The organism is Streptomyces sp. NPDC000880 (assembly GCF_053599675.1).
Genome location: NZ_JBSFMS010000217.1, coordinates 1 through 4904 on the forward strand (window position 1 = coordinate 1; position 4904 = coordinate 4904).

Annotated in this window: 5 protein-coding genes; 4 read left to right on the top strand and 1 reads right to left on the bottom strand. The window is 67.8% G+C overall.

The genetic code is table 11. The features are described from left to right. Nucleotides 1-137: 137 nt before the first annotated feature. Nucleotides 138-1520, bottom strand: a complete 1383-nt coding sequence (locus tag ACWDO5_RS35130) for a glycine--tRNA ligase (RefSeq protein WP_450534591.1) — start codon at nt 1518-1520, stop codon at nt 138-140. Nucleotides 1521-1665: 145 nt separating this feature from the next. Here ACWDO5_RS35130 and ACWDO5_RS35135 point away from each other — a divergent pair, with 145 nt between their 5' ends. Genes ACWDO5_RS35135 through ACWDO5_RS35150 form a run of 4 tightly spaced genes read left to right on the top strand, consistent with a single transcriptional unit; the run spans nt 1666 to nt 4812 of the window. After that, nucleotides 1666-2625 (top strand): metal ABC transporter substrate-binding protein, encoded by a 960-nt coding sequence (locus ACWDO5_RS35135; RefSeq protein WP_450534592.1) that lies wholly within the window; start codon nt 1666-1668, stop codon nt 2623-2625. Nucleotides 2626-2663: 38 nt separating this feature from the next. After that, a complete protein-coding gene (locus tag ACWDO5_RS35140; RefSeq protein ID WP_450534595.1) occupies nt 2664-3428 on the top strand; it encodes a metal ABC transporter ATP-binding protein in 765 nt (254 codons plus the stop codon). Nucleotides 3429-3430: 2 nt separating this feature from the next. Continuing rightward, nucleotides 3431-4324 carry a metal ABC transporter permease gene (locus ACWDO5_RS35145; RefSeq protein WP_450534593.1) on the top strand — a complete coding sequence of 298 codons (894 nt, stop codon included), beginning with the start codon at nt 3431-3433 and terminating at the stop codon, nt 4322-4324. 56 nt (nt 4325-4380) lie between these two features. After that, a complete protein-coding gene (locus ACWDO5_RS35150) occupies nt 4381-4812 on the top strand; it encodes a Fur family transcriptional regulator (RefSeq protein WP_450534594.1) in 432 nt (143 codons plus the stop codon). Nucleotides 4813-4904: the final 92 nt, after the last annotated feature.

Sequence of the window (4904 nt, forward strand, 5' to 3'; positions counted from 1 at the left end):
TTGATCTTCACATCTCAGGTAACACTCTTCCCCTCCACGCCGCTCTTCCGATCTGTGGCCCGGCCGGCCTTTCGTACATCCGAGACCTCCGCAGACCTCCGCAGACCTCCGCAGACCTCCGCAGAGGTCCGCGGGCGTCAGCAGCCGAGCAGGCGGCTGCCGAGGTAGCCCTGGATCTGGTCCAGGGAGACGCGCTCCTGCTTCATGGTGTCGCGCTCGCGCACGGTCACGGCGTTGTCGTCGAGGGTGTCGAAGTCGACCGTGACGCAGAACGGCGTGCCGATCTCGTCCTGGCGGCGGTAGCGGCGGCCGATGGCACCGGCGTCGTCGAACTCGATGTTCCAGTTCTTGCGCAGGTCGGTCGCCAGGCCCTTGGCCTTCGGCGAGAGCTGCGGGTTGCGGGACAGCGGCAGCACGGCGACCTTGACGGGCGCGAGGCGCGGGTCGAGACGCATCACGGTGCGCTTCTCCAGGACGCCCTTGGCGTTGGGGGCCTCGTCCTCGTTGTACGCGTCGAGGAGGAAGGCGAGCATGGCGCGGCCGACACCGGCGGCGGGCTCGATGACGTACGGGGTCCAGCGCTCGCCGGCTTCCTGGTCGAAGTACGACAGGTCATGGCCGGACGCCTTGGAGTGCGCGGAGAGGTCGTAGTCGGTGCGGTTGGCGACGCCCTCCATCTCGCCCCACTCGTTGCCGCCGAGCTGGTAGCGGTACTCGATGTCGGCGGTGCGCTTGGAGTAGTGGGAGAGCTTCTCGGCCGGGTGCTCGTACCAGCGCATGTTCTCCTCACGGAGACCAAGGTCGCGGTACCAGTTCCAGCGCTGCTCCATCCAGTATTCCTGCCACTGCTCGTCCTCGCCGGGCTTGACGAAGAACTCCATCTCCATCTGCTCGAACTCACGGGTGCGGAAAATGAAGTTGCCGGGCGTGATCTCGTTCCGGAACGACTTGCCCATCTGGGCGATGCCGAACGGCGGCTTCTTGCGGGAAGTCTGCTGGACCTGGCCGAAGTTGGTGAAAATGCCCTGGGCGGTCTCGGGGCGCAGGTAGGCGATGGAGCCGGAGTCCTGGGTGGGGCCGAGGTGGGTGGCGAGCAGGCCGGAGAACTGCTTGGGCTCGGTAAAGGTGCCCTTGTTGCCGCAGTTGGGGCAATTCAGGTCGGCGAGGCCGTGCTCGGGGGCCTTGCCGTGCTTCTCCTCGTACGCCTCTTCCAGGTGGTCGGCGCGGAAGCGCTTGTGGCAGGAGGTGCACTCCGTGAGCGGGTCGGTAAAGGTTGAGACGTGGCCCGACGCCTCCCAGACCTCGGTGGCAAGGATCACCGACGAGTCGATACCGACGACGTCCTCGCGCGAGGTGACCATGTAACGCCACCACTGGCGCTTGATGTTCTCCTTCAGCTCGACACCCAGCGGCCCGTAGTCCCAGGCGGCACGCTGACCGCCGTAGATCTCGCTGCACGGGTAGACGAAGCCACGGCGCTTGCTCAGGTTGACAATGGTGTCGATCTTGTCGGCGGCCACGGTGCTCTCTTCATTACGACGACGACGAACGGCGAATGCTTCAGGTTACCGGCGGCCGCACCCCCTGGATCAAATCGGTTCGGGGGGCAGCACGGCTCGGCAGCTTTGTTGACAATCGTTTCCAGTTTTGTTGAAAATGACTGTCATGAACGTACGCCGCCTCATACCCACCACCGCCGCTGCCGGAGCCGTCGCTCTCGGCCTCATGGCCGTTTCCGCCTGCTCGAGCTCCAATGCCGCCGACGGCGGCAAGAACGGCGACAAGCTGAAGGTGGTGGCGTCGTTCTACCCCATGCAGTATCTCGCAGAGCAGATCGGCGGCTCCCACGTCTCCGTCTCCACTCTCACCGAGCCGGGCGTCGAGCCGCACGATCTGGAGCTCAAGCCCCGCCAGACCGCCGAGCTGAATGCAGCCGGTTTCATCCTCTACCTCAAGGGCCTCCAGCCCGCCGTCGACAAGGCCATCGCCCAGTCCGAGGCGAAGAACAAGGTCGACGCCGCCACCCTCACCACGCTCGAGCACCACGGCACCGAGGTCGGACACAGCCACGAGGAGCCCGGCCACGAGGCCGAGAGCGAGGCCGGCGCCGATCCGCACATCTGGCTCGACCCCGTGAAGTACTCCGAGGTCGCCAAGGCCGTCGGCAACTCCATGGGGAAGGCCGACCCGGACCACGCCGCGGACTACAAGAAGAACGCCGACGCGCTGGTCAAGACGCTGGACGGGCTGAATGCCAAGTTCCAGCAGGGTCTGAAGACCACCGCCACCAAGACCTTCATCACCACCCACTCCGCCTTCGGCTACCTCGCCGAGCGGTACGGCCTGACCCAGGAGGGCATCGCCGGCCTCGACCCCGAGTCCGAGCCCAGCCCGGCCCGTATCAAAGAACTGCAGGACATCGCCAAGAAGGACAAGGTCGGCACGGTCTTCTTCGAGACGCTCGCCAGCGACAAGACCGCCAAGACCCTCGCCCAGGACGGCGGCCTGAAAACGGACGTCCTCGACCCGCTCGAGGGAATCACGGACAAGTCCAAGGGCGATAACTACATCGAGGTCATGGAGTCCAACCTCGCCGCGCTGCAGAAGGCTCTCGGCGCGAAGTGACCCGCACGGCACGCAAGGCAGCATCGGAGGCGCACGACATGGCCATGGAGCCCGTCATATCCATCCGCGGGGCTCAGGCCACGCTCGGCTCGCGGCCCGTGCTGCGCGGCATCGACCTCACCGTCCGGCGCGGTGAGGTCGTCGCGCTGCTCGGGGCCAATGGCTCGGGCAAGTCCACCGCCGTGCGCTCCCTGATCGGCCAGGTACCGCTCACCGGCGGCGAGATCGCCCTGTTCGGCACGGACCTGCGGCGCTTTCGCGAGTGGTCGCGCATCGGTTACGTACCGCAGCGCACCACCGCGTCGAGCGGTGTGCCCGCGACGGTGCGTGAGGTCGTCTCCTCGGGGCGTCTGTCGCGTACGAGGCTGGGCCGGCTGTCGAAGTCCGACCGGGCGGCCGTGCAGCGCGCCCTGGAGCTCGTGGGGCTCGCCGACCGCGCCAAGGACTCGGTGGACGCCCTCTCCGGCGGCCAGCACCAGCGGGTGCTGATCGCTCGTGCGCTGGCCTCCGACCCGGAACTGCTGATCATGGACGAGCCGATGGCGGGCGTGGACCTGGTCAGCCAGGAGATCCTGGCCGGCACGCTGCGCGACCAGGTCGCGGCCGGGACGACCGTACTGCTTGTACTGCACGAGCTGGGCCCGCTGGAGCCCTTGATCGACCGCGCGGTGGTGCTCCGCGACGGCTGTGTGGTGCATGACGGCCCGCCACCCCAGGCTGTGGGCCAGCACGCGCTGCCCGGCCACGACCACGTACATCCGCATGCGGCCGACGAGCCGCTCCGCACGGGACTGCTGACCTGATCATGGAAATCCTCCAAACGGCCTTTATGCAGCGGGCGCTCATCGCGGCCGTGCTGGTCGGCATCACCGCGCCGGCCGTAGGCATCTATCTGGTGCAGCGTCGGCAGCCGCTGATGGGCGACGGCATCGGCCATGTCGCGCTGACCGGCGTCGGCCTCGGCTTTCTGCTGTCGACCAACCCGGTGTGGATGGCGACGCTCGTCTCGGTCGTCGGCGCGATCGCGATGGAGCTGATCCGGGCGTACGGACACCTCCGTGGCGACCTCGCGCTGGCGATGCTCTTCTACGGCGGCATGGCGGGCGGTGTCATGCTGATCAACATCTCCGACGCCGGGTCCACCGCGAATCTGGGCTCGTTCCTGTTCGGCTCGCTGTCCACGGTCTCCGACGGGGACCTCACCGCGATCGCGCTGCTCGCCGCCTTTGTGGTGCTGGTCTCGCTGGGGTTGCGCAGGCAGCTGTTCGCGGTCAGCCAGGACGAGGAGTTCGCGCGGGTGACCGGTCTGCCGGTGCGTACGCTGAATCTGCTGATCGCCGTGACTGCGGCGGTCACCGTCAGTGTGGCGATGCGGGTGGTGGGGCTGCTGCTGGTCAGCGCGCTGATGGTGGTGCCCGTGGCCGCGGCCCAGCAGATTTCGCGGTCCTTCAGGACGACGTTCACGGTGGCGGTGGGGATCGGCATCGTCGTGACGCTGGCCGGAACCGCCACCTCGTACTACCAGGACGTGCCGCCGGGCGCGACGATCGTCCTGCTGGCCCTAGCGATCTTCCTGACGCTGACCGCGCTGGCGACGCCCCTGGCGAGGCGGCGTGCGCGAGCTTTGGAGGCGAGCGAGGCCGAGTGCACCATGGAGGTGCCGGGCACGCGAAGGCCGAGTGACGAGGTCAGGGTCTGACCCTCGGGCCTGACAGAATGGCCCGACATGCGTGCGGGCAAAGCGAGGAGGCACCTGTGACCACGGCGCCAATCGGCGGGAACACCGCCCCGGTACGAGGCCGGTCGACCCGGCAGCGTGCCGCGGTGGCTGCGGCGCTCGACGAGGTGGATGAGTTCCGCAGCGCACAGGAACTGCACGACATGCTCAAGCACCGCGGCGACTCGGTCGGGCTGACCACGGTCTACCGCACGTTGCAGTCGCTCGCGGACGCGGGCGAGGTGGATGTGCTGCGCACGTCCGACGGCGAGTCCGTCTACCGGCGCTGCTCGACGGACGACCATCACCACCACCTGGTGTGCCGGGTGTGCGGCAAGGCGGTCGAGGTCGAGGGGCCGGCGGTGGAGCAGTGGGCGGAGACAATCGCGGCGCAGCACGGTTATGTGAGTGTGGCGCACACGGTCGAGATCTTCGGCACATGCGCGGAGTGCGCGGCACCCGCCAAGTAACCGGGGCTCCGCCCCGGACCCCGGTCCTCAAACGCCGGACGGGCTTGATTTTTCAAGCCCGTCCGGCGATTGAGGACAGAACGGTGAGGCCC

What these genes read in the sequence shown, in the direction of transcription:
- ACWDO5_RS35135 (WP_450534592.1), top strand. Translation starts at nt 1,666, where the DNA reads ATGAACGTACGCCGCCTCATACCCACCACCGCCGCTGCCGGAGCCGTC.
- ACWDO5_RS35140 (WP_450534595.1), top strand. Translation starts at nt 2,664, where the DNA reads ATGGCCATGGAGCCCGTCATATCCATCCGCGGGGCTCAGGCCACGCTC.
- ACWDO5_RS35145 (WP_450534593.1), top strand. Translation starts at nt 3,431, where the DNA reads ATGGAAATCCTCCAAACGGCCTTTATGCAGCGGGCGCTCATCGCGGCC.